Origin of the sequence: Anaerofilum hominis (assembly GCF_014287275.1) — a bacterium.
GTDB classification, from domain to species: Bacteria; Bacillota; Clostridia; order Oscillospirales; family Ruminococcaceae; genus Pygmaiobacter; species Pygmaiobacter hominis.
On the sequence record NZ_JACONZ010000001.1, the window covers coordinates 538,502 to 564,359 of the forward strand.

The window sequence follows — 25,858 nt, forward strand, 5'->3', positions numbered from 1 at the left end:
TCCCGGCTGCCGGGGCTGCGGCCGCACCGGGCCGCCCGCTCCGCTTATCGGTAAAGCCCGCTCTGTCCTGAAAAAACCGGCGCCGGGTCCACGCTCTGGTTGCCGATCTTGATCTCATAGTGCAGGGTGCCGGCCGCGTCCAGCGTACCGATCTGCTGCCCTTTTTCCACCGTCTGCCCCCCGGTCACCGCGAGACTGGACAGGTGATAAAGATAGCTTTTTACCCCGCCGCCGTGCTCGATCACCACCGTGTTCCCCGTAAGCGCCAGATTGCCCGCATAGAACACCTCGCCCCCGCCGGGGGCGGTCACCGGCGTATTGTCCGCCGCGACGGTGTAGTCGACGCCGCTGTGCCGCTGCGAGACCGAAGCGCCCGGCAGCAGGCTGCCCATGCCGTACTCGTATTTTACCAGCCCCTCCACCGGCTTTTGAAAGATCCCCTGCCAGAGCACGCTGGGGCGCATGGCGTCGTAAAGGGGCCAGATCGCGTCCCTGTACTGGCTGCTGGCCGCCGCGCTCTCCTGTGCGGCGTCCGGCAGATCGGCCGCGGAGGCGAACTCTTTTTTCTCATAGGGCTTGTATTCCACCGCCACGGGCAGGCTGGCCGAAAAATCGCCGCAGCTCACCTCAACGGTGTAATCCCCCGCCTCCCGGTTATAGGCCACCGGGACAAAGGCCACCCAGCCGTCCTCGCCGGAGGGGATAAAATTGACCGGCCCCAGCGCGCTTTCCCCAAACGGCTGGATGCCGTCCAGGTTGTTTTCGATCCGCACCGCCAGGATCTCGCCCTGTTTTACCCTGTCCTCGGAGAGAAAGGCGTTCAGCTCCACCGAGACCTTGACCGTGAATTTATAGTTCAGCACGCCGTGCGCGCGGGCGCGCTCCCCCTCGCCGGCGGGCGGGGCCTCCGCCTGGATGCGGTACAGATAGCGCCCGTTGCCCGGATAGGTGAAAGCGCTGTACGCCTCTTCCGTGCCGGAGAAAAGGGTACCGCCGGTGCCGTCCACCTGGATGGACAAAAAGCGGTATCCCTGCGGCAGGGAGAGGGGCGCTCCCTCCAGCTGATCCCGCTGAAGCTCCTGCTCCGCCGACGGGTCCGCCCCCTCAAAATCGCGGTAAAGGACGCCGCCCAGCACCGGCACGCGCAGCGCATAACCCACCGGCGCGACGAACTGGTGCTCTGTCGACGCGCCGCCGTCCGCGCCCGTCTGCACTGTGAGCGGCGCGTCGGCCGCCTCTCCCGGTTCTGCCTGAAAATAAAAATATCCCACTGCGCCGCCTACCACCAGCGCCGCCAGCACCGCCACCATGAGCAGCCAGAGCAAGATCTTTTTAAGTGCGCGCATCCCGTCTCACCTGTTTCTTTTTGTACTGAAAACCGCCGGAAACTGTCCGGCCGCAGTTCTCCCCGGCCCGCAAAAGCGCCGTTCCCCTGCGGCCTCCTCCGCCGCCCGCCGGCGGGCCTGTCTTTTCCATGCCTACAGTATAGCAAAAAAAGGCGGATTTTGAAAGTTCCCGCACGAGAAAACGCCGCGGGAGGGCTTTTGCTGCCCCTCCGCGGCGTTGATGCAAAGCTGAAAAGGAAAACCGTCCCGCCACAGCAGGGCGCGGCACAGGCCGCAGCACGGCTTGGGCCCGCGCTGGTTTTCCCCGATTTTCCTTTTGCCGCTCCGGCGTGTATACGACGGCGGCTCGGGGCCTGCGCTGCGCCGGTCTCCCCCGGCCCCGCGCCCCTGCCGCCCCCGCCGGCGTCTTTGCGGCTTTTTGGTTTTCCGCCGCTCCCGCTGCTCTGCGGGTCAATAACTGGTCAGCCCGAAGCTGACGTTCAGCGCCTCGTCCACCCGGCGCTGGTCGGTCTCGTCGATGCGCCCCGTGCACTCGTGCAGACGGCGCTTGTCCAGCGTGCGCACCTGCTCCAGCAGGACGATGCTGTCCTTGGCAAGGCCGCACTTTTCCCCCTTGATATTGATGTGCGTCGGCATCCTGTTTTTGTCCTGCCGCGAGGTGATCGCCGCGGCGATCACAGTGGGGCTGTACCGGTTGCCGATATCATTCTGTATAATAAGTACCGGCCGGGTCCCGCCCTGTTCGCTGCCCACCACGGGGCTCAGGTCCGCGTAAAAGACCTCTCCTCGTTTCACTTCCATCTTGACGTTCCGCCCTCCTGTGCAAAATAGGTGAATTTATTCTCTGCAAGCCTGCACCTTTATTTTGCACCAGGGAAAGCCGGTTTAAACATCCCTTTTTATCTTTTGCCCGAAAGGCCGGGCCCCGGGCGCCCGGGGCCCGCTATTCCCCGCCCTGCGCGGCCCGCCATGCGTCCAGCTCCGGCAGGATCGCCTCCAGCTCTGCGCGGTACTCCCTGCGGATCACCAGACAGCGCACCCCCGCCCGGCGGCACTGCTGCCGCACCAGGCGGTTGGCCTCCACAAAGCAGGCCAGCTGCCGGTCCTCGGGAAAACGCCGCCGCTCCGCCGCGTTGCGGTGCGCCAGCAGGCCGGTCTCAAAATTGCTGCGCAGGTACTCTTCCGACAGGGCGAGATAGAGGGCAAAAAACGCGCCCGGGGCCTCTTTCTGCAGCAGGGCCGCCGCCTGCGGGGGAAAATAGCAGCCCTCCAGGATCAGGTCCTGCTCATTCTCAAGGCAGGTGCGGGCAATGCCGGTCAGCACGGGGGCCAGTCTGGCCGCGATCTCGCCGTCGGCGCTGCAGGCGGTGAAGCCGCAGTCCGGCCATCCTCGGATCAGGCCCATCTTCAGATGGTCCTGTGAGAAGGCCGAGATCCCCCAGCGCCTGGCAAGCCGTCCCGCCAGCAGTGTTTTGCCGGTACAGCTGGCCCCGCCGATCATCAGGACCATCCCCTCACCTCCCCGGCTGCAGCAGCACACAGGCAAAGGCATAGCCCCCCTCGTGGGAGAGGGAGACCTCCGCCGTCAGGCCCAGCTGCTCCATCCGGCCTGCCAGCTCGCCGCTGAAAGCAAAGCAGGGCGAGCCGTCCGGCCGCCGCAGCACCGCCGCCTGGCGCAGGTCAAAGCCGAAAATACCGCAGCGCAGCGCCTTGCCCAGCGCCTCCTTTGCGGCAAAATGGGCCGCCGCGGTCTCGGCGGGGCGCAGCTTTGCGGCGATCAGCGCGTTCTCCTGCGCCGAAAACACCCGCTCGCAAAAGCGGGGGTTCCTCATGCTCTTTTCCAGGCGGCTCACCTGCGCCGCGTCGAAACCAAGCTGTATCATCCTGTTTTCCTCCGTGGTCGGGCTCTTTTTCTCCCCGCGCGCTTGTCCCCGCCCCGGGCCAGCCGCCTGTTTCCCTCAAAGCACCTGCTGCGGCCTGTTTGCGGGCCCGCCCGCCGGCAGGTCTTTTCCGTGTGGCGTGCCGCGTTCCGGCGCCGCCCGCTCTTTTGCAAATCGCAAAACGCCCGCATGTCCGGCGCAGCGGCGCTTTGGCCCGGCGGCCGCCCTGCTGCGCCCGAGACCGGCGGTCCCAAACCATAGCCCCGGGACCGGGCTGCGGGCGGCAAAGCGGCTGCCGGGGAGTCTGCAGGGCCGCGCTGCGCCGTTCCGCTTTCTCTTTTTGTCCAGTATACCACAAAACGGTCTTTTTTGAACGCCCCGCGCCGGTAAAAGCGCTTGCAAAAGCCCGGCAAAGGTGCTATCATGACAAAAGATAACTCGATGAACGGGGAAAGTAGGCTTTTCCTCCCCTCTCTCAGAGAGCGGCGTACCGCTGTGAGCGCCGCAGAGGGGCAAAGGCTGAAGTTCCCCCGGGAGAGGCCCGGCTGAACGCGTCCAAGTAGGCCGGGACGGCCCGCCCCCGTTATGCGGCGTCAAAGTGCCCTGCCGGAGCCCCGCTCCGTCCGGGAAGCTGGGTGGTACCGCGGAGTGTCACGCTTCGCCCCTGCATGTTTTTGCAGGCGGCGGGGCGTTTTTTGTTGCCCTGCGCCTTCCCCGACGATCAATTTTATTTGAGGTGAGAACGAAGATGAAGGAAGCACTGGAAAAGATCCGCCAAAGCGCGGAAGAGCTGCTCGCCAAAGCGGACAGCGAAGCGGCGCTGGAAGAACTGCGGGTGCGGTTTCTCGGCAAAAAAGGCGAGGTGACCGCGATCCTCAAACAGATGGGCGCCCTCACCGCCGAGGAGCGGCCCAAGATGGGCGCCCTGGCCAACGAGGTGCGGGCCGCCATCGACGCCGAGCTCCGCCAGCGCGGCAAAGAGCTTGCGGACAAGCTGCTGGAGCAGCGCCTGGCCGCCGAGCGCATCGACGTGACGCTGCCCGGGCAGCGCCCGCAGCAGGGGCGCCGCCATCCGTTCCAGCAGGTGCTGGACGAGCTCAAAGAGATCTTTCTGGGCATGGGGTTCGAGGTCAAGGCCGGCCCGGAGGTGGAATACGACCACTACAACTTCGAGATGCTCAACATGCCCAAAAGCCATCCGGCCCGCGACACGCAGGACACCTTTTACATCACTGAAAACATCCTGCTGCGCACCCAGACCAGCCCGATGCAGATCCGCACCATGGAGGCGCAGAAGCCCCCCATCCGCATCATCTGCCCGGGCCGCGTCTACCGCAGCGACGCGGTGGACGCCACCCATTCCCCGCTGTTCCACCAGATCGAGGGTCTGGTGGTGGACAAGGGCATCACTTTCACCGACCTGAAAGGCACGCTGGAAGCGTTCATCAAAAAGCTTTACGGCGAAGAGACGCGGGTGCGCTTCCGCCCGCACCACTTCCCCTACACCGAGCCCTCGGCCGAGATGGACATGAGCTGCTTCAAATGCGGCGGCAAGGGCTGCAGCCTGTGCAAGGGCGAGGGCTGGATCGAGATCCTGGGCTGCGGCATGGTGCATCCCAAAGTGCTGGAAAACTGCGGCATCGACCCCGAGGTCTACAGCGGCTTCGCCTTTGGCGTGGGCCTGGAGCGCATCGCCATGATGCGGTACGGCATCGACGACATGCGGCTGTTCTACGAGAACGACCTGCGCTTCCTCAAGCAATTCTGACCCTGACATTCACACAGCCGTGCGCTGATTTTGGAGGTTTTAGAGATGAGATTACCCTTGAACTGGGTGCGTGACTACGCCGATATCGTGACCACGCCCCATGAATATGCGGAAAAAATGACCATGAGCGGCAGCAAGGTGGAGGGCTATACCTGCGAGGCCGACGGGATCGAAAAGGTGGTCATCGGCAGGATCTTAAAGCTGGAGCGCCACCCCGACTCCGACCATCTGTGGGTCTGCGCGGTGGATGTGGGCCAAACGGCGCCCCTCACCATCGTGACCGGCGCGCAGAACCTGAAAGAGGGCGACCTGTGCCCCGTCGCCCTGGACGGCAGCACCCTGCCCGGCGGGGTGAAGATCCGCCGCGGCAAGCTGCGGGGCGTGGAGTCCTGCGGCATGCTGTGCAGCCTGGGGGAACTGGGCCTCACCACCCACGACTTCCCCTGTGCCGTCGAGGACGGCATCATGGTGCTGGACGAGGAGGTGCCGGTGGGCACCGACGCGGTGAAAGCACTGGGCATGGACGATGTCTCGGTGGAGTTTGAGATCACCCCGAACCGCCCCGACTGCCTGTCCATCCGCGGCCTGGCGCGCGAGTCCGCCGCCACCTACGGCGTGCCTTTCCGCGACCACGTGCCGGCAGCGCCCGGCGGCGAGGGCGATATCCGCGACTGGCTGAGCGTGGAGATCACGGCCCCCACCTGCAGCCGCTATGTCGCGGCTATGGTCACCAACGTGCGGGTGGCACCCAGCCCCCGCTGGCTACGCGAGCGGCTGCGGCTGTGCGGCGTGCGCCCCATCAACAACATCGTGGACATCACCAACTATGTGATGCTGGAATACGGCCATCCCATGCACGCCTTTGACCACGCCTATGTGGGCGGCAGGCAGATCCACGTGCGCATGGCCCGGGAGGGCGAAAAGATCGTCACCCTGGACGGGGTGGAGCGCCCCCTGGATGCGACCATGATGGTCATTGCCGACGACAAGGTGCCCATGGCGGTGGCGGGCGTGATGGGCGGAGAGTTCTCCGGCATCTACGACAGCACCAAAACCATCGTCTTTGAGGGGGCCTGCTTCGACGGCCCCTCGGTGCGGGTCACGGCCAAAAAGGTGGGCCTGCGCACCGAGGCCTCCGGCCGCTTTGAAAAGGGCCTCAACCCCGAAAACTGCCTGCCCGCCATCCAGCGCGCGCTGGAGCTGGTGGTCCAGCTGGACGCGGGCGATGTGATCGGCGGCATCATCGACGTCTACCCCCAACCCCGCGCCGAGCGCCGCATCCCGCTGCGCCCGGGCGCGATCAACCGCCTGCTGGGCACCGAGGTGCCGGTGGAGCAGATGATCGCCATCCTGAAGCCGCTCGGCTTCGGCATTGAGAAAAAGCCCCTCACCGCCCTGGTGGAACACGAGGAGAGCCCGTATGTGGTGGTCGTGCCGCCGGAGCGCTACGACGTGGAGCGGGACTGCGATATCGCGGAAGAGATCTGCCGCTACGTGGGCTACAACCGGGTGCCCAGCACCATCATGAAAGGCGTCGCCACCGCGCGGCCCAGCGAGCTGCAGACCTTCCGCAGCCGCATGATCGAGGCGCTGGTGGGCTATGGCCTGTACGAGTGCGAGACTTTCAGCTTCTACGGCAAAAAGGCGTTCGACAACATCAACCTGCCCGCGGACGACCCGCTGCGCCGCGGGGTGGTCATCTCGAACCCGCTGGGCGAGGACACCAGCATCATGCGCACCACCGCGGTGCCCAGCCTGCTGGAGGTGGTGGCCCGCAACTACAACGCCCGGGCCGCCGAGGTGGCGGTATTTGAGAACGCCACCGAGTACCTGCCCGCCGGCGATCCGGAAAAGCTGCCGGTCGAAAACGAAAAGCTGATCCTTGCCGTTTACGGCCCGGGCCGCGATTATCTGAGCCTGAAAGGCATCGTGGAGCAGCTGCTGGAGACCGCCCGCATCACCGGCGTGACCGTGACGCCCAACACCGAGGGCACCACCTATCACCCCGGCCGTGCCGCCTGGCTGATGCTGGGCGACGAAAAGCTGGCGGTGATCGGCGAACTGCATCCCAAGGTGCTGGCAAACTACGGTCTCAAACCGCGGGTCTGCGTGGCGGATATAGATCTGGACCTGCTGTTTGCCCATCGCGGCCCCATGCCGGAGTTCCGCCCCCTGCCCAAGCACCCGGCCATTACCCGCGACCTGGCGCTGGTGGCAGGCGAGGAGGTGCCGGCGGCCGAGATCGCCGCCCGCATCGAGCAGGGCGCCGGCAAGCTGCTGGAAAGCCTTTCCCTGTTCGACATCTATCGCGGCGAGAACATCGGCGCGGGCAAAAAAAGCCTGGCTTACAGCCTGGTGCTGCGCACCGCAGACCGCACCCTCACCGACGAAGAGGCGGACAAGGCCGTCGCCAGGGTGCTGAAAAACCTGGAGCAGCTGGGCGTCGTCCTGCGCAGCTGAGAGCGCCCGCCTGGGCGGATTTTCCTCCCTGACAATTTTGTCCCGGCATTTTTGGCAAAAGAGTCACAAACTGACACTTGAAACCGCCTCCTTTTTTGGGTATAATGAAAAACAACAAAGGAGGTTCCGAAATGAGCGAGCCTACGACGATCTTTTCGATTTACGAGGACAAGGACCGCGAGATCAGGCAGATCCTGACCGAGGTCTACGACGCGCTGAAAGAAAAGGGCTACAACCCCATCAATCAGCTGGTCGGATATATTCTTTCCGAGGACCCCACCTATATCACCACCTATGGCGGCGCACGCAGCAAGATCCGCAAGATCGACCGCGATGATCTGCTCGCCGCCCTGCTGAAAAATTTTCTCGGCGAGTAGTCTTTTCAAATCGGGCAGCACACGGCGCAGCGTCTTTCGCTGCGCCGTGTTTGTTTTTTGTCCCGGCCAAAACCGCCGCTTCCGGCCGGGCGCCCTGTTTTTGTTTTTATTGACATCATGCGGCCAATTTTTTATAATAACTTTAATGCTTCAAAGGGGTAAACCCCTATTGGTTAAGGAGTGGAGAATATGACAGCAAAAGAAATGTCCGAAAAGGTGGAACAGTACGTCGTAGACATGCGCCGCGAGTTCCATATGCACCCGGAGCTGAGCCTCAAGGAGGACCGCACCCGCGCCCGCATTGCGGAAGAGCTGGAAAAAATGGGCATCCCCTGCGAGATCGTGGAGGGGCACAACGTGGTCGGCCTCATCGACAGCGGCAAGCCCGGCAGATCCATCGCCATCCGCGCCGATTTCGACGCCCTGCCCCTGGTGGAAGAGGTGGACGTGCCCTATAAGTCCCAGATCCCCGGCTGCATGCACGCCTGCGGCCACGACGCCCATGCGGCCTGCCTGCTGGGCATCGGCAAAGCGCTGCTGGAGATGACCGACAGCTTTTCCGGCAAGGTGTATCTCTGCTTCCAGGCCGCGGAGGAAGCGGGCCGCTGCGCCGACGAGATCGTCGCTTACCTGAAAGCCAAAGGCGGCGTGGACAGCGCCATCGGCATGCATGTGGCAGGCGCCCTTGATCCGGGCTATGTGGAACTGCGCGAGGGCGCCCGGCTGTCCGGCGCCGAGATCTTCTACATCGACATCAAGGGCGTGGGCGGCCACGGTTCCCGCCCCGATCTCACCGTAGACCCCATCAAGGCCGCCGTGGACGTCTACCAGCGGCTGATCACCATCCCCACCAACCACCACAGCATGTTCGACACCTGCGTGGTCAGCCCCTGCTGCCTGAAAGCCGGCGAGCGCTTCAACATCATCCCCGAGACCGCGCATATCGAGGGCACCATCCGTTATTATAAGATGGGCGACGGCGAGGTCGTGCTGGAGAAGATCCGTCAGGCCGCGCAGTCCATCTGCGCCTCCCACGGCTGCACCGTGTCGGTGACCAACGCTTCCGGCGCCAAATTCCCGCTGATCAACGACGCGGCCTCCATCGCCATGGCGCGGGAGATCGCCCTTGAAGTGGGCCTGAAGCTGGAAGACGACCTGGACCCCAGCGCCGGCTCGGACAACTTCGCAGAATTCCTCGAGGCGTTCCCCGGGTTTTACATGAACCTGGGCACCCATTCCAGCCGCCCCGGCACCTCCGGCAACCACCACAACCCCACCTTTGACGTGGAAGAGGCCGCGCTGAAAAAGGATGTGGAGTTCTTCCTCACCTACACCCAGCGGTTCCTCGCCTGACCTTATCTCACGATCCCCAAAAGGGCTCCCGGCCGCACGGGAGCCCTTTTTTTATCCGGCCGTCCGCCAGCCCGTCTGTTCCCCCCCGCGGCGCTTTTCTTCTCCAGCCCTCTTCCCGCCCTTTTTCGGGATGTGGACCAGTGTTTTGGGAGCCCGCCTGGAAAGCGTTCTCCGCGGCCTGCAGGCCGCAGCGGCTTTCCCGTCCCGCGCCTCTCCACAACCGTTCTATCTCCAAAAGGAGAAGTGCACAAGCCGCCGCTGCGGGGCGCATTTATCTTATCCGCGGCTTTTCCGCGGCTTTTCTCTCCGCCCCGTTCTGCCGCCCAGTTTTGGCCGCAGAGGCAAAGCGCCGCAAAGAGAAACGGGAGATCTGAGAAATTACGTCGCCTTTCTCCCCCGCCCGTTGTATTGACCGGCGCTTTATGGTATACTACTTAGGAAACTTATTCTATTTTTTATCTTTTACGGAGGGATTCAAGCATGGCATATACTGCGCCTTTGACATATAAGGGACGTCCCCTGGTTCGCTGCAAAAACGAGATCTATTACGGCAGCCTGGAAGAACCCTTTGTGGTTTTTCTGCAGATCCTGACCACCAAAAAGGAGGGGGAAGAAGAGGTGGCCGACCGGGTCCATCTGACCCTGCTCTCCACCGACACCACGCTTTCGCCCAAAAACCGCATCATCAAGCAGACCGACAAAAACGGGCTGTACAATGCGCTGGACTTTGCCACCATCCTGCTGGAGCGTCAGCTGGCGGACGCAAAGAGAAACGCGCCCAAAAAGGACGCGGCAAAAAAATAATTTCCCGGGACCAACAAAGGGGAGGCGCACTGCGCCTCCCCTTTTTGTTCTCTCTCAGACTGCCTGCCACAGCAGGCGGCCGTCCTCAAACCGGGCCTGTATTTTTCCCGTGTCGTGCAGCCACGCCAGATAACTTTTCACCGTGCTGCCCACCAGCGCGTACTGGGCAAAATCCATCTTCAGATCATAACTTTGGAACACCTGCCGCAGCACCTCTTCAAAGGTCTGCGGCGCGCGGCAAAGCGCCGTGATGCGCGCGGCCACCTCGCAGACCTTTTCCCGGTTGGCGCGCACCACGGGCCCAATGTCCGCCGCAGCCGGCGCGTGGGCGGGCACGAACATCCGTGCCTGCATCTTCTCCACCCTGTCCAGCGTTTCCAGATACGCCGCCACGTCATAGATAAACGAGACATGATACTTTTCCAGAATATTTTCCCCGGAAAGGCAATCCGCCAAAAAGCAGACCCCGTCGTCGGTGGCAAAGCCCACCATCCCGAAAAAGTGTCCCGGCAGCGAAAAGCTGCTCATTCCCGGCGGCAGCGTTTCCGGCGTCAGCGGCTGCGGGCTGCTGGGCTGCGCCATCAGAAATTTGCTCCTCAGCTCTTTGGGCGGATATCCCCCAAACAGAAAAGAGGGTTCCAGCACAGGGTCGCGGGTAAAGGCGTTTTCGATCTCCGCGCCGTAAACGGCGCAGCCGGTGCGGTCGGCCAGCAGCCGGTTCCCGCCGATGTGGTCGGCGTTGGAATGGGTGTTGTAGATCGCTTTCAGCCGCCAGCCCTGGGCGTCAAAAATTTTGAGCACTTTTTTGCCCGCTTCCCTGTCGTTTCCGCTGTCGATCAGCACCGCCTCGTCGGGCGCGACGCGATAGACCCCCATTTTTGCAGGGCAGTCAATATAAAAGGAGTTTTCCCCCACCTGGTACAGTTCGTACATCCGCTTTGCCTCCCCTTTTTTCTGTCCCGGACGGCTGCGCCCGCCTTTGTCGGGCCTTTGCCTGCCGTCTCCCGTTTTTGCCGAAGATACCGCCGGCCCGGGCGCTCAGATGATCTGCGAATCGGCTTTACCGGTTTCGGTGAACTGTTTGAGCGCTTCAAGCGCGATGCGCACCTCGTCGCTGACCGCCTGATCTGTGTAAAACGCGTAGTGCCCTGTCAGCAGCACATTGGGCATCGCCTCCAGGATCGCCCGTTCGCGGCAGACGATGCGCCCGCTGCGGTGGTCGGCAAAGGTATAGGCCTGCTCCCCCTCCAGCACGTCCAGCGCTGCGCCGCCCAGCTTGCCGCTCTCCAGCGCGTCGATGAGGGCCGCCGTGTCCACCAGTTCCCCCCGCGCCGTATTCACCAGCATTGCGCCGTCTTTCATCCCGGCGATGCTCCCGGCGTTGATCATATGGCGGCTGGACGCCTGCAGCGGCGCGTGCAGGGTGATGATATCCGCGCGGGCGAACAGCTCCTCCAGCCCAACATATTCCACCCGGTCCCGCAGGGCGTCGTCCGGGCGGAGGTCATAGGCGATGCAGCGCGGGCCGAACCCGGCCAGGTCGCCCAGGACGGTGCGCCCGATGCGGCCGGTGCCCACCACCCCCACGGTCAGGTTGTGCAGCTCCCTGCCCTGAAACCCGTCAAAGCCGTAATCCTGCGCCAGCGCACGGCGCTGGATGGTCTTTAGCTTGCGGGTCAGCATCAGCATCAGCATCACGGTATAGTCGGCCACGCTGTGCGGGCTGTAGGGCGCGTTGGCAAATTTGAGCCCCAGCTCCCGGCAGGCCTCCACGTCCAGATTGTCAAATCCGATGCTGCGGGTGGCGATGTACCGGACCCCCAGTTGTGCCAGCCGTTTCAGGTTTTCGCGATCCAGCTGGCTCATGGCATTTACCGCGATGGCCTCGATCCCCTCCGCCTGTGCAGCGGTCTCCCGGCAAAGGTTTTGCCGCAGGTAAACCGGCTCAATGCCCAGGCGGGCGGTAAACTCCTCAAAAGCCGCCTCTTCGTCGGCCCTGTAGCCATAGATCAATGCTCTCATCTCGTCTGCTCCTTCTGTCGTGAATTTTCCCCGCGCAGCGGCGCAGGGGCAGGATAAAACATTTCAGTCCCGCCGCACGCCTTTGCCGCCCGCTGCGCAGGCTGCAAAAAAAGCGGCGGGCGCCACGGCCCGCCACCTCATTGTGGATGCTCCCATTATAGCGCAGCCGCGCCGCGATTTCAATTTTTTCAGAGACGTTTTTTAGTTCGGCAATAAAAAACGTCTTATCCTGAAAGACTTGCCCATCGTCCCTGCGGGACAACCTGTGCAATAGCCCTAAGATAGCCTTGCAATCATCTTTTATTGCCGATATCGCTGTTCCTACAGTCACAATGCGGCACCATTTTCAGGATAAAAGGCGAAAAGCAGCTTGGCGTATTCTGGTATCCCTGCAAAACGGGAATGGGAAAAAGCAAAAAACCTCGCCGGATTTACGTCGTTCATCGTGAATTGCGGCGTATTTGCTATTTATTCTTCAATTTCTCCTCTATTTGTTCTTTGATAAAATCAATGCGGTCAAATACAGTCGGTTTAAAATAGCCGGAAACCGCTGCTACCAATCTATTTTTCGGATTGATATAAATAACATTTCCACTATTTCCGATGGCCGCATAGCTTTTCTCCTTTTCATCAATTATCCACCACAAATACCCGTACTTCATATCGCGAAATTTTTCGCCGCAGCACAGCCTGGCGCTTGTGCTTTCTTCCAGCCATTTTTCAGAAACGATGCGCTTGTTATGAAAAACGCCCTTTTTCAGACACAGCAGCCCTATCTTTGACATCTCTTCAGCGGACAAACAAAGGCCGTATCCGGCGGCCCCAACACCTTTGCCGTCAGAGAACCAAATATTGCCTTTGGGGGCCTTTCCCACTGTAAAAGCCTTGTGCGCCTCGGCATCGGGGGCGACGTACATCTTTCTCGGTGCAATCGTCAGCGGCTCAAACAGATATTTATTTGCAAAATCCACCGTCGTCATTTTGCTTTCTCTTGCGATGATACCTGTGAGGATATGGATGCCCAGGGTAGAGTATTGAAATTCCCCCGTCATGCCGCGCCTGCCGCCCAAAAAATCCAAAGCCGCAATGCTCCAATCTTCCTGTACGCATATTTTTGACCAGGGTTCTGATTTATACTTATAGGGCGCGGTCATGGTGAGAAGATTTTTCAATGTGACTTTTTGAATCGTCTTTTCTCCACGTTTGATCTTGTAATCCGGAAAATAGTCCAGTACATAATCGTCGATACTGCCGATCAGACCTTGTTCGACGGCGATGCCGGTCAATAAAGAAACAACGCTTTTTGTAACGGACATCGTGTGCACCGTGTCGTCCTCTTGGTAGCCGTTCCAGCTATCGTTTATCATTGTCCTGTCGTGGTGAACGACCGTCACCTGACAGATATTCGGCTGGTTCTCTGCGACATAACGGTGAAATTCTGACAAATTTATCATTGCTGCTCCTTTTATGCGATATCCATATTTATAGCGAACCATGGCGCTATAATCATCAGGAGGGAAAGCGCAGTCTGCCGGCTCTGCAGCTTTCTGTTCCGCGTCCTCTGCTCTCAGTCTCCGTGACGGGTTCGAATTTATTTTTTTAATTCGGCAATAGCTCCATAATGCAAAACGGTAAATTCGGCGGGAGCGATTTTACGAAGCAGCTTCTTATGCTCCTGTTCCCACGCCGCAACTTCCGCGCCGGTAAGCGAGGCCCCGATCCCGCGGCAGGCTTTCATTCTCCCATTCCAGCTTTCGCGGGTAAAAGGAACGCGCAGCGGATATTCTTCATGATAAACCAATTCGAATTTTTCAAGATAGCGATCCGGGATCAATATGGGCCGGATCATTTCTCCCGCGCCGCTCCACTGCGGACTATATTTCAGCACAAGTTCTTCACTGGCGCCGGCAATTTTATCTTCATAAGGCAGCCAGGCCATATACAATACAAGGATGCGCCCGCTGGGTCTAAGCATGCGATAAAATTTTGAAACGGTTTCTTTGTGATCGAAGTACCAAAAACATTGACAGGCCGTAATCACATCAAAAGACTCGTCCGGAAAATCCATATTTTCCGCCGATACCGCGCAGTAATCGATCTCCATCCCCTGTGAAAGGATTTTTGCCTCTTCAATTTGATTTTCCGATATGTCCGTACCGGTCCATTTTGCTCCATAGCGATACATATTTCTGGGCAGAACGCCCGTCCCTGTGCCGATATCCAGCACCCTCTGACCATTTATGCATAATCCGCGGCCGATGATCTTATCATAGAATTCCTGCGGATAAATATCCCGGTATTTTGCGTAATCGGACGAAGTTTTTCCCCAGTCAAAGGCTTTTCCGCCGTCAATATTTTTATCTGTTATATCCATGGTCGTCACACCTCCAAATTCCGGGTCATCTTACGGATGGTAAAGAAACAGATCCATAAAAAGCAAGTATTGCTCCGCCTTTTCAGCGGTCCGCACCTTTGGATGACCCCAAAACAAATACTATTTTTATTTTAACCGGCCCCGCCCTCGCCGCTTACGCGGCAACCGGGCGGACGGCCGAAAAAATAGCCGCGCAGCGGCTATTTTTTACAAAGCACGCCCCCTCTCCCCCCATAGGAAAAGGGGCGCGGAAAGCCCCGCGCCCCTTTCACTGCCTTTCGGCAGATCCTGTTCACTTTTCTTCCTTGTCGTCCCCACAGCCGGCGCAGCCCTCGCAGGCGTCGCCCTCGCCGTCAAAGTCGATCTCGAATTTCTCGCCGCACGCCGGGCAGGACAGATCGTCCGAGAGCAGGGTGTCCTCGTCCACGCAGACGGTCTCGCCGCAGGACGGGCAGGTGATCTCATACATATCCTCGTCGTCCAGGTCCTCGTCGTCCTCATCGTCCTCAAAGACCGCGTCCTCGATCTCGGTCAGGTCCTCGTCGATGGCATCCAGCTCATCATAGACCTGATCCACGTCCTCGTCCAGATCGGTCACGGTGAGGGCCAGATCCTCCACCAGATCGACCAGCGCCTTGATGACCTTGACCTCCTTTTTGTCGGAGTCCAGGTCGAGCCCTTCCATCAGGCCCTTGATATAAGCGGATTTTTCAGTCAGGTTCATGGGGTAGCCCTCCTTTTGGCTAAGACAGGGGCGCTCAGCGCCCCTGTCGTTTTTATGCTCACGCCCTATCGGGCGATAAAGCCGTGATGGGAAGCGGCGCCTTACGCGCGCTCCATGTACTCGCCGGTGCGGGTATCGATGCGGATCATCTCGCCCTCGTTGATGAACAGCGGCACTCTGACCTCTGCGCCGGTCTCCACGATGGCGGGCTTCAGGGTGTTGGTGGCCGTGTTGCCCTTGACGCCCGGCTCGGTCTTTGTGACCTCGAGCACGACGAAGTTGGGGGCCTCAACGCCAAAGACCTTGCCCTTGTAAGACAGCACCTTGACCATCTCGTTCTCTTTGACAAACTTAAAGGCGTCGCCCAGCTCGCTCTCGTTAAGCGGGGTCTGCTCATAGGTCTCAGTGTCCATGAAATAGTACAGGCCGCTGTCCTCATACAGGTACTGCATCTCGCGCCGCTCGATGTACGCGGTGGGGAACTTCGCGGTGGGGTTATAGGTTTTTTCCAGCACAGCGCCGGTGATGACATTTTTGGTCTTGGTGCGCACGAAAGCGGCGCCTTTGCCCGGTTTTACGTGCTGGAACTCGACGACCTGCAGCACGTTGCCGTCCTCTTCAAAAGTCACGCCATTGCGAAAATCACCAGCAGAAATCATAAAAACATCCTCCAAAATATTCAGACTGCCCGCGCGGGCCAAACGCCTGCGCAAGGCTGTACATTTACCTTATCAATTTTATCCTAAAACAGTCTGCAATGCAAGGGGCGCAGCGCCGAAAAAGGCTATTTTTCCGTCATTTTCCCTCTGTCTGCAGGCGCCGGGGCGGGGTGTCTTTTGCCGGGCTTCCCCTGCCCTCACAGCACGATCAGATTTTTGTCAGACCTGCCCAGGATCTCACAGCCGTCCTCCGTCACGACCACCGCGTCCTCGATGCGCACGCCGAACTGTTCCGGCAGGTAGATGCCCGGCTCGATGGTCATGGTCATGCCGGCCCGCAGCACGGTGTTGTCCCGGGGCGAGCAGCGCGGGTCCTCGTGGATCTCAATGCCCAGCGAGTGGCCCAGACCGTGTCCAAACCGCCCCGCATAGCCCGCGCCGTCGATGACCTCCCGGGCGATGGCGTCCACTTCGCGGCCGGTCATGCCGGCCTTGATGGCTTTGCAGCAGGCGAGCTGCGCGCGCAGCACCGTGTCGTAGACCCGTTCCATCTCCGCGCTCAGGCCCCCCACCGCCACGGTGCGGGTCATGTCGGCGCAGTAGCCGCCCCATTTTGCGCCGTAGTCCATGGTGACGAGATCCCCCTGCTCGATCACCTTGTCCCCCGGCTCGCCGTGGGGCATGCTGGTCTTGGGCCCGCTGACAAAAATGATGGGGAACGCCAGCGCCCCCGCGCCGCGGCTGCGCATAAAGACCTCCATCTCCAGCGCCAGATCGATCTCGCGCACGCCGGGCCTGATCTTGCCGCAGATATAAGTAAAGCAGTCGTCGGTGAGCTTCTGCGCCTGTTTCATGCGCTCGATCTCCTCCGGCTCTTTGATCACCCGCAGGGCGCGGATGGCCTGGGAAAGCACCGGCGAAAGATCCACCTCCACGTCCGGCAGCGCGGCCCGCAGGCGGCCCGCATACGCCACGCTGACATCCTCCTCGGCGTACAGGCGCTTGACGCCGCGCTTTGCCAGCAGCTCACGCACCTGGGCCAGGCCGTCCTGTTCTTCCACCACCCGGGCGTTTTTTGCCGTCCGGCCGGCCACCTCGATATAGCGCGAGTCGATCAAAAAAATGCTCTCATCGGGAAAGATCAGCAGCGTGCCCGCATCGTCAGCGTCAAAGTCCAAAAAATAAAAACGGTTGGCCACTGTGGTCACAAGGGCGGCCTCGAACCCCTCCGGCATGGAGAGGGCGAGCTTTTGGCATCGGTTCAGCATTGGATGTCGCTCCTTTTCATTTTTTTGCGCCCGGCGCGCCGAGCGATTCATAATACAGCTTCATGGCCTGCGCGTCCACCGCCTGGGTGCCCGCGGACTCACAGATCACCGTGGGGGTCAGCCCCCGCTCATAGCACAGCTCAAAGAACGGCTCAAAGTTGGGACCGTACTCGGTATCGGCAAAGGTGAGGTGGCACTTTTCGCCCCCCTGCGTGTACTGGATCTTGGAAAAATGGACGTGGAAATTTTTGGCCCGGTCATCCCCCAGCGTGTCGGCCATCTCGTCCAGCACCGCGGCGAAATCCGCCTTGGAGGCAAGGCCCCCCAGCGTGCGGGCGTTGAGATGCCCAAAGTCGATGCAGGGCACGATGCGCCGGTCCACGCCGCACAGCGCCAGCACCTCGCTGAGGGTGCCCAGCTGGTTGATCTTGCCCATGGTCTCGGGGCAGGGCACGATATCGGAAAATCCCTTTTCATCCAGCGCTTCTATGGCCAGGCGCATGGTGTCCAGGGCCTTTGCCAGCGCCTCCTCCCGGCTCTGCTTGCCGCAGGAGCCGGAGTGAAAAATGATGCGCCTGCCCCCCAGGGACCGCACCGCCGCCGCGCTCTCGAGCAGATAGCGCACGCTGCCCACCCGCTTGGGTTCCTCCATGCTGGACATGGAGATATAATACGGCGCATGGACAGAAAAGCGGATGCCTTTTTCAGCCCCCAGGGCCCCCAGCTTCTGTCCGTTTTTCTCCGTCAGCCGCACGCCGCGGCCGCACTGGTATTCAAAGGCGTTCAAGCCGTAAGAGCACAGGTACTCCGGCACCTGGAACGCCGTCCTGTAGCCCAGCTCTTCAAAATCATCGGCGATGCCCGCCGTGCCGAAACGCAGTTCACTCATGCAATTTACCGCCTTTTTTGTAATAGCGGGCGAGGAAAGGCCGCTCCAGCACCCTTTTGAGCCGAATGTTCCACTTAGTGTCCGGCGCCACCGGCTGCACAAGCAGCATCGTCACACCGTAGAGCTTGGCCGCCAGGGTGTCGGTAAAGATCTGGTCTCCCACCAGCGCCATCCGCCCCTTTTCCACCCCAAAGGCCCTGCGCGCCAGGCGCAGGCCGCGCGAGGCGGGCTTTAGGCTGAAAGAGACGAAAGGCAGCCCCACCTTTTCTGCAAAGGGGCGCACCCGCCTGGCGACATTATTGGAGCTGATGCGCATCTCTATACCGCTTTGCCGCATCGCGTCCAGCCAGCGGGCCACGCCGGGGGCCAGCTCCTGGCTGTCGTGGGCCGTAAGGGTGTTGTCCACGTCCAGCACCAGGGCCGTGATGCCCTGCTGCCGCAAAAACTCCGGTGTGATCCGATCCACGCTTTTGAAGATGTAGTCCGGGCAAAAAACACTCAACAGGGCTGCACTCCTTTTTTTCGCTGAGGCGCCGGGCGCGCAGGGCCCGGCAAAGTTCTGGAAAGTGGCAAAAAAGCGGACCTCCGGGGCAGGGTCGCCCTCAGGTCCGCTTTTAGTTGCTGTCACAGCCGCGGCAGCCTGCAAACTTATTTGAACTTGCGCTTGCGGGCGGCTTCGGACTTTTTCTTACGTTTCACGGAAGGCTTTTCATAGCACTCGCGCTTGCGTACTTCGGCAAGAACACCCGAACGCGCGCAGGAACGCTTAAAACGGCGCAGTGCACTGTCAAGTGATTCATTGTCCTTCACTCGGATTTCCGACATCTTTGTCCCTCCCTTAACACTTGAGGTAGGAGTATGACGCCCGGGAGGAAGCTGCGGAGCAGTTCATCCGCCCGCTCCCGCCAGAGAATCAACATTAGAATTATACTCTATTTGCAGTGCCCGTGTCAACCTCAAAGTTGACCGGGGCGGCAGAAACCGGTCCGGCGCAGGCATATTTTTCCCGTTTTGCCGCGCAGCGGGCCGAAAATCCGCCCGCACTTTTTTAACCTGTCCCAAATGGAAGAGCCGTTCCCAGCGTCAGCATCTGCCGCGGGCGCCGCCATTTTTCTGCAAAACGGGGCGCAGGGCAGGGCCGGGAGCCCTTCCCCGCCGGTGCGCGCCGGCGGTGGTCCCGCAGCGCGCCGAAACCGCCTGCCGCGCTTTCCCCGCGCCTGTGCTCAGCGGACCACCAGGTTGACCAGCTTGCCGGGCACGTAGATCTCTTTCACCACGGTCTTGCCCTCCAACAGGGGGGCGATGCCGTCCGCCTGCTTTGCGGCGGCGATCGCCTCGGCCCCGCTGACGTCCGCCGCGGCCATAAAGCGGCCGCGCACCTTGCCGCACACCTGCACGGCCAGCTCGATGCGGGCATCCCGGCACTTGGCCTCGTCGTAAACGGGCCAGGCGGCATGGGCGATCTGTCCCTCAAAGCCCGCCTTTTCCCACAGCTCTTCGGTGATGTGCGGGGCAAAGGGGTTGAGCAGCAGCAGGAAAGTGCGGTACTCCTCCCGCGTGATGCCGCCCGCGGCGTCCAGTTCGTTGAGCAGGCTCATCAGGGCGGCGATGGCGGTGTTCATCTTGAGCTGCAGAATGTCTTCGCCCACCTTTTTGACTGTCTTGTGGAAGCTGGTCTCCAGCTGCGGACGGTACCCCTCGCCGGGCAGCAGCTTTTCCGACAGGTCAAAGACCCGCTCCAAAAAGCGCTTGCAGCCCTTGATGCTGGAAGAGGACCAGGGAGCCGCCTTTTCAAAATCGCCGATGAACATCTCGTACAGGCGCATGGTGTCGGCACCGTACTGGTCGACGATATCGTCCGGGTTGACCACATTGCCGCGGGATTTCGACATTTTTTCGCCGTTCTCGCCCAGGATCATGCCGTGGCTGGTGCGCTTGGCATAGGGCTCGGCGGTGGGCACCACGCCGATGTCATACAGGAATTTGTGCCAGAAGCGGGAGTACAGCAGATGCAGCGTGGTGTGCTCCATGCCGCCGTTGTACCAGTCCACCGGCATCCAGTAGCGCAGCGCCTCGGGGCTGGCGATGGCCTGGTCGTTGTGGGGATCGCAATAGCGCAGGAAATACCAGCTGGAGCCCGCCCACTGGGGCATGGTGTCCGTCTCGCGCCGGGCCGGGCCGCTGCAGCAGGGGCAGGTGGTGTTGACCCAGTCGGTGAGGTGGGCCAGGGGGCTCTCGCCGTCCTCGGTGGGCTCGTAATTCTGCACCTCGGGCAGCTTCAGGGGCAGTTCGCTTTCGGGGAGAGGCTGCCAGCCGCATTTTTCACAGTGGACCATCGGGATGGGCTCGCCCCAGTAGCGCTGGCGGCTGAACACCCAGTCGCGCAGCTTGAAGTTGGTCTTTTTGACCCCTTTGCCCTCTTTTTCCAGCCACTCGGTGATGGCCGTCTTGGCGTCCTCCACCGTCATGCCGGTCAAAAAGCCGCTGTTCACCATCACGCCGGTGGCACAGTCGGCAAAGGCCTCCCGCGAGATATCCCCGCCGGCGACCACTTCCACGATGGGCAGGCCGAACGCCTTGGCAAAATCGTAGTCGCGCTGGTCATGCCCGGGCACGGCCATGATGGCGCCGGTGCCATAGGTCGCCAGCACGTAATCGGAGATAAAGATGGGGATCTGCTGCCCGTTTACCGGGTTGACGGCCATGACCCCCTCCAGCTGTACGCCGGTCTTGTCCTTTGCCAGCTCGGTGCGCTCAAAATCGCTCTTGCGGGCCGCAGCCTCGCGGTAGGCGCGCACCGCATCGATATTGGTGATCTTGTCCGCCCACTTGTCCACAAATTTGTGCTCGGGCGCGATGACCATATACGTGACGCCGAACAGCGTGTCGGGGCGGGTGGTGTAAACGATCATATCGTCGCCCTCGGTGGTGCCGAAGGTGACCTCGGCGCCGTGGCTGCGGCCGATCCAGTTTTTCTGCTGGGTGGTGACGCGGTCGATGAAATTGACCGTGTCCAGATCATCGATCAGGCGGTCCGCGTAAGCGGTGATGCGCAGCATCCACTGGCTTTTCACCTTGTGCACCACCGGGCTGTGGCAGCGCTCGCAGGTGCCGTTGACGACCTCCTCGTTGGCCAGCACCACCTTGCAGCCGGTGCACCAGTTGACGCTCATCTCCTTTTTATAGGCGAGCCCCTTTTTGTACAGCTGCAGAAAGATCCACTGGGTCCACTTGTAATAGCTGGGGTCGGTGGTGTTGACCTCACGGTCCCAGTCAAAGGAGAGGCCCAGGCTTTTGAGCTGGCTTTTGAAGCGGGCCACGTTGTTCCTCGTGACGATCTCGGGGTGGATATGGTTTTTCATCGCAAAGTTTTCAGTGGGCAGGCCAAAAGCGTCCCACCCCATCGGGTAAAGGACGTTGTACCCATCCAGCCGCTTTTTGCGCGCCACGATATCCAGCGCGGTGTAGCTGCGCGGGTGGCCTACGTGCAGCCCCTGGCCCGACGGATAGGGGAACTCCACCAGGGCGTAGAACTTGGGCAGGCTGAAATCCTGCTTTGCCGCAAAGGTGTGCTCGTCCTCCCACTTTTTTTGCCACTTCGATTCAATGGCCTTGAAATCGTACTTCACAACGCATTCCTCCCACACAATTTGCCGCCCGGGCCGGGCGGCTCCTCTCAAAAACGCCCGCCGCGGGGCGAAAAGAAAGCCTTAAAACTCGATCTCCACCGGGGTCGCGTCGGCCCACAGGTGTTCCAGATCGTAAAAATCCCGCGTCTCGGGATAAAAGACGTGCACGATGACGGTGCCGTAGTCCAGCAGGATCCAGTTGCGGGCGTCCATGCCCTCGCGGCGCAGCGGCTTCACGCCCGCCTGCCCCAGCTGATATTCCACCTCGTCCGCCAGCGCCTTGACCTGGGTGGCGCTGGAGCCGGTGCAGATGACAAAATAATCGGTGAGGACGGTCAGGTCCTCCACTTTCAATACCCGGATGTCTTTCGCTTTTTTGGAATCCATCGCTCTGGCGGCGACGGCTGCAAGTTCTAAGGATGTCATTGCTCTCCTGCCTTTCTCATTTTGTAGGGGGCCGTGCGGCGGCCGTTCATGCCGCCGGGGCGGAGGAGCTGCCCCCCGCCGCCGCGTTCGGGTCCACATTGCCCTGTCCCCACTGGGCGGTGCCGCTGTCGATACTGTCCATGGTCTGGCCGGTGCCGCTGTCCACGTCCGGCACCGTGTTCTGCAGCTCGATCAGGCTCAGCTCTGCGGCGGGCACCGGGGCGGAATAGGGTCTGAAATAGCTGTTGAGGATGTTGGCCGTGGCCTCGAGATGCACGGTGAACACGCTCTGGCTGCCCACCATACAGGCCTCTCCCGGCACCTTGAACATGACGATGTTTTCGCTGGGGACCTTGACCACCTTGGTGGCAAGCGAACCCATCTTTGCAAGGTTGATGTCGGTTTTTACGTACTGGATATAGGCCGGCATCACCTTGAGGATGTCTTTGATCGGGAAACTCTTAAAGGTCTTGAGCAGCGCCGAGTACATATAGCGCTGCATCTCTAGCCGGCCGATATCGGCATTGCCGTAGTTGTGCCGCTGGCGCACCATGAACTCCGCGGTGGCCCCGTCGATGAGCTGGGTGCCCGCGTGCAGGGTGTTGCCGTAATCGTCGGTGATGTCGAAGGGCACCGTCACCTCGATGCCGCCGATGGCGTCTACAATGGCCTTGAAAGCATCCATGTCGATGGTGACGTAATAGTCTACCGGCAGCTTGAACTGCTGGTTGATCAGGGTGGCCAGCGCCGCAATGGGGGGCTCGCTTTTCCCCTGCAGGGCCACGGCGTTGATCTTGCCGGTGGTGGTCGCCTCGCCGATATAGGTGTCCCGCGGGATCTGCAGCATCGAGATCTTATTCGCTTTCATGTCAAAGCTCACATAGAGGATCACATCGGTAAAGCCCATGCCATTGGGATATTCGCGTCCCTCTTCAAAATCGATGCCCGCGCACAGGATGTTGACCACATCCCCCTTGAGGGCGTCCTCGGTGCCGATCTCGCCGGGCAGCACGCCGCCGCCCCCGGTGACCAGGTTGTTCAGCAGGTTATACACCGCTACGCAGAGCACCGCGCAGGCCAGCAGCACGGCGGCGAAAACAGCCAGCCGCCTTTTGCGGCGCTTGGCCTTTGCCGCCTTTTTGCGGCGCGCCGCCGCGGCGCGCTGCTGGGCCGGGCTGGCCGCCCGCTGGTCGCTGTAGGGAGAAACGGGCCGCGGCGGGGCGCCGCGGCGCTGCTCTTCGGGATGATAATAAGGGTTCGTGGGTTTCTTTGCCATAGTTTCAGATTGCCTTTCCTGGGTCTCAGACGCGTCAGGCGCGGTGATATCGCTCTTCCAGCCAGCGCAGGGCGAGCAGAGAGTCCTCGTCGATGGGCTTGCGCTCCTCCCGCAGCCACTGCACGCTGTACTGCAGCGCCCGCAGCAGCGCCCTGTCCATATCCTTTTTCAGCAGTTTGCGCAGCTCTTCCGCCTCCGGGTAGCCGCGCTCCTCGCTGCACATATCCGCCATATAGATCACCTTTTCCAGCATGGACATGCCCGCCCTGCCGGAGGTGTGGTACCGGATGGCGTCCAGGATCTCGCCGTCCTCGACGCCCAGTTCCTGCTTTGCGACCACCATCGCGGCGGCCGCATGCCAGACGCCCTGCGGCTTTTCGGCCGCATTTTGTGTCATTATAGCATTATCCCGCACCATCTGCAACAACTCGCCCTTGGGGCGCTCTTTGCAGATATCGTGCAGCAGGGCCGCGATCTCCGCCTTGTCCTCATCCGCGCCGTAGCGCTTTGCCAGCTTGACCGCAAGCCTGCGCACGTTCAGCGTGTGCTGATAGCGCTTGGCGCTGAGGTTGCGCTTGGCAAGCTTTTTACAAAACTCCGCAGTGACCATTTTTGCACTTCCCCCCGTGGGATCAAGATAAAGCCCGTGCCGCCGGATGACCCGGAGCGCCTCCGGCGGCACCAGGGCGCTGATGTCCTCGCCCGCGGCGCAGCGCGCCCGCACCTCGGTGGAGGACAGCAGGCAGACCGGCTGCCGCAGAAAAAGCACCCTGCCGCCCTGCCGCCGCAGGTCCTCCACCGCGGGGCCCATGGCGGCGGTCTCCCCCTCGTCCCTGCTCTGCGCCACCAGGGTGACGTTCTGCAGCAGCCACCCGCTGCAGTACCAGGTGGAAAAGGAGAGCAGCATATCGCTGCCCACCACCAGGAAGATCTCACACCCCGGCCAGCGCGCCTGCAGGTGCCGCACCGTGTTGGCGGTGTAGCTTTTGCCCGGCTGATCCATCTCAAAGCGGGAGCGGTGGACCCGTCTGTCCACAGACAGAAAAGCGCGGCACATCTGATAGCGCAGCTCTGCCGGCGTGCCGTAAGCCTCTTTGTGCGGGGGCACCCCCGCGGGCATGACCAGGGCCAGGTCCGGCTGCACCGCGCCGATCGCGTTTTGCAGCAGCGCCAGGTGCCCGGTATGCGGCGGGTCAAAGGTGCCGCCGAACAGCAGGATCTTCATATGCAGCCAAATCCCCTTTCACGCGCGGGCGCAGCGCGCCCCCGGCGCTTTTTTGGACGCGCGCCGCCCGCCGCTATCTCGGCAGCAGCGGCGCGTATTTGGAATCTTTCTTTTTCTGAAGATAGAGCACAAAGCGGGAGCCGATGACCTGCACCACCTCGCTGCCGGTGGCCGCGGCAAGCGCCTCCGCCGCTTCCCTTGCGGTATAGGCGCTGGTCTCCAGCACCTTCATTTTGATCAGTTCCCGCGCGGCAAGGCAATCGGCGGTGGTCTTGATCAGCGCCTCGTCGATCTCCCCCTTGCCCACCTGAAACACGACTTCCAGGCCGTTGGCCTGTGCGCGCAGCACTGCGCGCTGTTTGCTTGTCAGCATAATTTCTCCTTTATCTGTTTTTGTGTGCGCCGGCCGCCCGCGCGCCCCGGCCAGAAAAGCCCGGCGGCGGCCCCGGTCCGCAGCCGGCAGACGCGGCCGGGCAGCGGTTTTCTGCGCCCGGCTCCGAACGTATCCGGGTGGGCTGTGACCGGCTAACGCGTGGCCCGGTGACATTTTTCTGCCCGCCGCGCCCCCCTTTTGCCCTGTGCGGCCGCGCGGCCGCGGCGGTTTTGCCGCCGTTAAAAAAGCGCGCTGTTCCGCCCCCGGCCGGGCCGCAGCGTTCTACTCCCCGTCCCGGATCACGATCTGCGCACCCGCGGGGCCAAAGCCCTGCGGGTCTTTCAAAAACTCCGGCAGCGCCCTGCCCAGCAGCGCCAGCGCCTTGCCCCGGTGGGAGAGCCCGTCCTTCTCCCGGTCCGCAAGCTCGGCATAGCTGCGCTCGCCCACATAAAAGATGGGGTCGTAGCCAAAGCCGTTTTCCCCCCTGCGCTCAAAGCCGACCCAGCCCGGGCACTCGCCCATGGCGGTGAGGCTGCGCCCGTCCGGCATACACAGGCAGACCGCACTGACAAATTTTGCCGCCCTTTTTTCGCGCGGCAGGCCCTCCAGCTCGGCCAGCAGCTTGTCGTTGTTGGCCTCGTCGTCCCCGTGGCGGCCGCAGTAGCGGGCCGAGTACACCCCCGGCGCCCCGCCCAGCGCCTCGACGCACAGGCCGGAATCATCCGCAATGGTGGGCAGCCCGGACTGCACGCAGAGCGCGCGCGCCTTGAGCAGCGCATTTGCCTCAAAGGTCGTGCCGGTCTCTTCCACTTCAAGGTCGAACCCCAGCTCCCGCTGGCTCTTCGCCTCGTGCCCGGCAGCGTCCAGAATACGCTGGATCTCTTTGATCTTACCGGGATTGTTGCTTGCAACGGCAAAAATCATGCTGCACCTCGCTGATCTTATCAAAAATTTTTGACGGTTTTGTTGTGATTTTCTTAGGATTTTCTGTACGCGTCCCCCGCC

At 61.4% G+C, this 25,858-nt stretch carries 25 protein-coding genes and 1 other annotated feature; of the genes, 5 read left to right on the plus strand and 20 right to left on the minus strand.

Going from position 1 to position 25,858, the window contains the following annotated elements; all coding sequences use genetic code 11:
• Nucleotides 1-44: 44 nt before the first annotated feature.
• The 4 genes from H8S23_RS02375 to H8S23_RS02390 form a co-directional block, all read right to left on the minus strand.
• Nucleotides 45-1,346, minus strand: coding sequence for a M23 family metallopeptidase (locus tag H8S23_RS02375; RefSeq protein ID WP_186886704.1), 1,302 nt, complete (start codon nt 1,344-1,346; stop codon nt 45-47).
• A gap of 450 nt (nt 1,347-1,796) precedes the next feature.
• Nucleotides 1,797-2,147: a type II toxin-antitoxin system PemK/MazF family toxin gene (locus H8S23_RS02380; RefSeq protein WP_186886705.1), complete on the minus strand. Its 351-nt coding sequence runs from the start codon at nt 2,145-2,147 to the stop codon at nt 1,797-1,799.
• Between the two features lie 142 nt (nt 2,148-2,289).
• Nucleotides 2,290-2,856, minus strand: coding sequence for a hypothetical protein (locus H8S23_RS02385; RefSeq protein WP_186886706.1), 567 nt, complete (start codon nt 2,854-2,856; stop codon nt 2,290-2,292).
• Nucleotides 2,857-2,860: 4 nt separating this feature from the next.
• A complete protein-coding gene (locus tag H8S23_RS02390) occupies nt 2,861-3,229 on the minus strand; it encodes a holo-ACP synthase (protein WP_186886707.1) in 369 nt (122 codons plus the stop codon).
• 429 nt (nt 3,230-3,658) lie between these two features.
• Nucleotides 3,659-3,895 (plus strand) — a binding site (T-box leader).
• Between the two features lie 79 nt (nt 3,896-3,974).
• Between H8S23_RS02390 and pheS the strand changes: the two genes are divergently transcribed.
• From pheS to H8S23_RS02415, 5 genes are all read left to right on the plus strand, one after another.
• Nucleotides 3,975-4,994 (plus strand): phenylalanine--tRNA ligase subunit alpha, encoded by a 1,020-nt coding sequence (pheS, locus tag H8S23_RS02395; protein ID WP_186886708.1) that lies wholly within the window; start codon nt 3,975-3,977, stop codon nt 4,992-4,994.
• 45 nt (nt 4,995-5,039) lie between these two features.
• Entirely contained in the window at nt 5,040-7,454 is a 2,415-nt protein-coding gene (gene pheT / locus H8S23_RS02400; protein ID WP_186886709.1) for a phenylalanine--tRNA ligase subunit beta, read from the plus strand.
• A 131-nt stretch (nt 7,455-7,585) separates the two neighbouring features.
• Nucleotides 7,586-7,831, plus strand: coding sequence for an IreB family regulatory phosphoprotein (locus H8S23_RS02405; protein WP_186886710.1), 246 nt, complete (start codon nt 7,586-7,588; stop codon nt 7,829-7,831).
• Nucleotides 7,832-8,020: 189 nt separating this feature from the next.
• Nucleotides 8,021-9,184: a M20 metallopeptidase family protein gene (locus H8S23_RS02410; protein WP_186886711.1), complete on the plus strand. Its 1,164-nt coding sequence runs from the start codon at nt 8,021-8,023 to the stop codon at nt 9,182-9,184.
• A 480-nt stretch (nt 9,185-9,664) separates the two neighbouring features.
• Entirely contained in the window at nt 9,665-9,988 is a 324-nt protein-coding gene (locus tag H8S23_RS02415) for a hypothetical protein (RefSeq protein WP_186886712.1), read from the plus strand.
• A gap of 54 nt (nt 9,989-10,042) precedes the next feature.
• Here H8S23_RS02415 and H8S23_RS02420 read toward each other — a convergent pair whose 3' ends face one another.
• From H8S23_RS02420 to rdgB, 16 genes are all read right to left on the minus strand, one after another.
• Entirely contained in the window at nt 10,043-10,921 is an 879-nt protein-coding gene (locus tag H8S23_RS02420; protein WP_186886713.1) for an MBL fold metallo-hydrolase, read from the minus strand.
• A 105-nt stretch (nt 10,922-11,026) separates the two neighbouring features.
• A complete protein-coding gene (locus tag H8S23_RS02425; protein ID WP_186886714.1) occupies nt 11,027-12,010 on the minus strand; it encodes an NAD(P)-dependent oxidoreductase in 984 nt (327 codons plus the stop codon).
• 464 nt (nt 12,011-12,474) lie between these two features.
• The gene (locus tag H8S23_RS02430) at nt 12,475-13,506 is read right to left on the minus strand and encodes a serine hydrolase domain-containing protein (RefSeq protein WP_243165808.1); all 1,032 of its coding nucleotides are present in this window, start codon (nt 13,504-13,506) and stop codon (nt 12,475-12,477) included.
• A 95-nt stretch (nt 13,507-13,601) separates the two neighbouring features.
• Nucleotides 13,602-14,384: a class I SAM-dependent methyltransferase gene (locus H8S23_RS02435; protein WP_186886715.1), complete on the minus strand. Its 783-nt coding sequence runs from the start codon at nt 14,382-14,384 to the stop codon at nt 13,602-13,604.
• 292 nt (nt 14,385-14,676) lie between these two features.
• Entirely contained in the window at nt 14,677-15,108 is a 432-nt protein-coding gene (locus H8S23_RS02440) for a CD1247 N-terminal domain-containing protein (protein WP_186886716.1), read from the minus strand.
• Between the two features lie 101 nt (nt 15,109-15,209).
• The gene (gene efp, locus H8S23_RS02445) at nt 15,210-15,767 is read right to left on the minus strand and encodes an elongation factor P (RefSeq protein ID WP_186886717.1); all 558 of its coding nucleotides are present in this window, start codon (nt 15,765-15,767) and stop codon (nt 15,210-15,212) included.
• A gap of 197 nt (nt 15,768-15,964) precedes the next feature.
• Nucleotides 15,965-17,035, minus strand: coding sequence for a M24 family metallopeptidase (locus H8S23_RS02450; RefSeq protein WP_186886718.1), 1,071 nt, complete (start codon nt 17,033-17,035; stop codon nt 15,965-15,967).
• Nucleotides 17,036-17,051: 16 nt separating this feature from the next.
• The gene (locus tag H8S23_RS02455) at nt 17,052-17,924 is read right to left on the minus strand and encodes a TIM barrel protein (RefSeq protein ID WP_186886719.1); all 873 of its coding nucleotides are present in this window, start codon (nt 17,922-17,924) and stop codon (nt 17,052-17,054) included.
• A complete protein-coding gene (locus H8S23_RS02460; RefSeq protein WP_186886720.1) occupies nt 17,917-18,426 on the minus strand; it encodes a YqeG family HAD IIIA-type phosphatase in 510 nt (169 codons plus the stop codon). The genes H8S23_RS02455 and H8S23_RS02460 overlap by 8 nt, the downstream gene beginning before the upstream one ends.
• Nucleotides 18,427-18,572: 146 nt before the next feature.
• Nucleotides 18,573-18,749, minus strand: a complete 177-nt coding sequence (rpsU, locus tag H8S23_RS02465; RefSeq protein ID WP_102050457.1) for a 30S ribosomal protein S21 — start codon at nt 18,747-18,749, stop codon at nt 18,573-18,575.
• A 398-nt stretch (nt 18,750-19,147) separates the two neighbouring features.
• A complete protein-coding gene (gene leuS, locus H8S23_RS02470) occupies nt 19,148-21,553 on the minus strand; it encodes a leucine--tRNA ligase (RefSeq protein WP_186886721.1) in 2,406 nt (801 codons plus the stop codon).
• Between the two features lie 81 nt (nt 21,554-21,634).
• A complete protein-coding gene (gene rsfS / locus H8S23_RS02475; RefSeq protein ID WP_186886722.1) occupies nt 21,635-21,979 on the minus strand; it encodes a ribosome silencing factor in 345 nt (114 codons plus the stop codon).
• A 46-nt stretch (nt 21,980-22,025) separates the two neighbouring features.
• Nucleotides 22,026-23,255: an LCP family protein gene (locus H8S23_RS02480; RefSeq protein WP_186886723.1), complete on the minus strand. Its 1,230-nt coding sequence runs from the start codon at nt 23,253-23,255 to the stop codon at nt 22,026-22,028.
• A 34-nt stretch (nt 23,256-23,289) separates the two neighbouring features.
• A complete protein-coding gene (gene yqeK / locus H8S23_RS02485; protein WP_186886724.1) occupies nt 23,290-24,480 on the minus strand; it encodes a bis(5'-nucleosyl)-tetraphosphatase (symmetrical) YqeK in 1,191 nt (396 codons plus the stop codon).
• Between the two features lie 73 nt (nt 24,481-24,553).
• Nucleotides 24,554-24,853: a YhbY family RNA-binding protein gene (locus tag H8S23_RS02490; protein ID WP_186886725.1), complete on the minus strand. Its 300-nt coding sequence runs from the start codon at nt 24,851-24,853 to the stop codon at nt 24,554-24,556.
• A 282-nt stretch (nt 24,854-25,135) separates the two neighbouring features.
• Nucleotides 25,136-25,777 (minus strand): RdgB/HAM1 family non-canonical purine NTP pyrophosphatase, encoded by a 642-nt coding sequence (gene rdgB, locus H8S23_RS02495; protein ID WP_186886726.1) that lies wholly within the window; start codon nt 25,775-25,777, stop codon nt 25,136-25,138.
• Nucleotides 25,778-25,858 lie beyond the last annotated feature (81 nt).